The organism is Streptomyces sp. NPDC055103, from assembly GCF_053607625.1.
Window position 1 is genome coordinate 1 of the sequence record NZ_JBSGTX010000176.1, and the last position, 1467, is coordinate 1467.

A 1467-nucleotide genomic window follows, 5' to 3' on the forward strand; every position below is an offset into this window, starting at 1 on the left:
GAGGTAAGGTTCTTCGCGTTGCATCGAATTAAACCACATGCTCCACCGCTTGTGCGGGCCCCCGTCAATTCATTTGAGTTTTAACCTTGCGGCCGTACTCCCCAGGCGGTCGATTTAACGCGTTAGCTCCGGAAGCCACGCCTCAAGGGCACAACCTCCAAATCGACATCGTTTACAGCGTGGACTACCAGGGTATCTAATCCTGTTTGCTCCCCACGCTTTCGCACCTGAGCGTCAGTCTTCGTCCAGGGGGCCGCCTTCGCCACCGGTATTCCTCCAGATCTCTACGCATTTCACCGCTACACCTGGAATTCTACCCCCCTCTACGAGACTCTAGCTTGCCAGTTTCAAATGCAGTTCCCAGGTTGAGCCCGGGGATTTCACATCTGACTTAACAAACCGCCTGCGTGCGCTTTACGCCCAGTAATTCCGATTAACGCTTGCACCCTCCGTATTACCGCGGCTGCTGGCACGGAGTTAGCCGGTGCTTCTTCTGCGAGTAACGTCAATTGATGAACGTATTAAGTTCACCACCTTCCTCCTCGCTGAAAGTGCTTTACAACCCGAAGGCCTTCTTCACACACGCGGCATGGCTGCATCAGGCTTGCGCCCATTGTGCAATATTCCCCACTGCTGCCTCCCGTAGGAGTCTGGACCGTGTCTCAGTTCCAGTGTGGCTGGTCATCCTCTCAGACCAGCTAGGGATCGTCGCCTAGGTGAGCCATTACCCCACCTACTAGCTAATCCCATCTGGGCACATCTGATGGCAAGAGGCCCGAAGGTCCCCCTCTTTGGTCTTGCGACGTTATGCGGTATTAGCTACCGTTTCCAGTAGTTATCCCCCTCCATCAGGCAGTTTCCCAGACATTACTCACCCGTCCGCCGCTCGTCACCCAGGGAGCAAGCTCCCCTGTGCTACCGCTCGACTTGCATGTGTTAAGCCTGCCGCCAGCGTTCAATCTGAGCCATGATCAAACTCTTCAATTAAAAGCTTGATTTGCTTCCACTCGAGAAGCGATGCTCAAAGATTTACTGCATGAATTTTACTTCAGTTAGTCACTCTTCAAGACTTGATATTTTTTTGCATCCGAAGATGCTGGATATCGTCTTGTGGAGTGCCCACACAGATTGTCTGATAAATTGTTAAAGAGCAGTGAGTTAGTCGCTTTCGCTTGCTAACTCGAGGTGGCGTATATTACGCTTTCCTCTTTCAGAGTCAACCCTAATTTCAGGATTTTTTCTCTGCGACCCCCGGAGACTCTGTGAAGTTGTTCACATGTTCCGTGTCGATGGAGGCGCATTATAGGGAGCCGGTTCAGAATGACAAGCGTTAATATGCATTTTTTATCTGACCGCTCACTATTCATTCGTAACGCCTATTAAACCCGCTTTTTGATGGCTGCAGGCAGGTCCGCCAGGCTATTAAGCACCCAATCGGCCAGCTTTTCGCCCTGCTCCGTCACCGGC

Annotated in this window: 1 rRNA gene; it reads right to left on the reverse strand. The window is 51.9% G+C overall.

The features are described 5' to 3' along the window. Positions 1-987: ribosomal RNA gene (locus ACWFR1_RS40320) — 16S ribosomal RNA — on the reverse strand; the annotation flags it as partial. Positions 988-1467 lie beyond the last annotated feature (480 nt).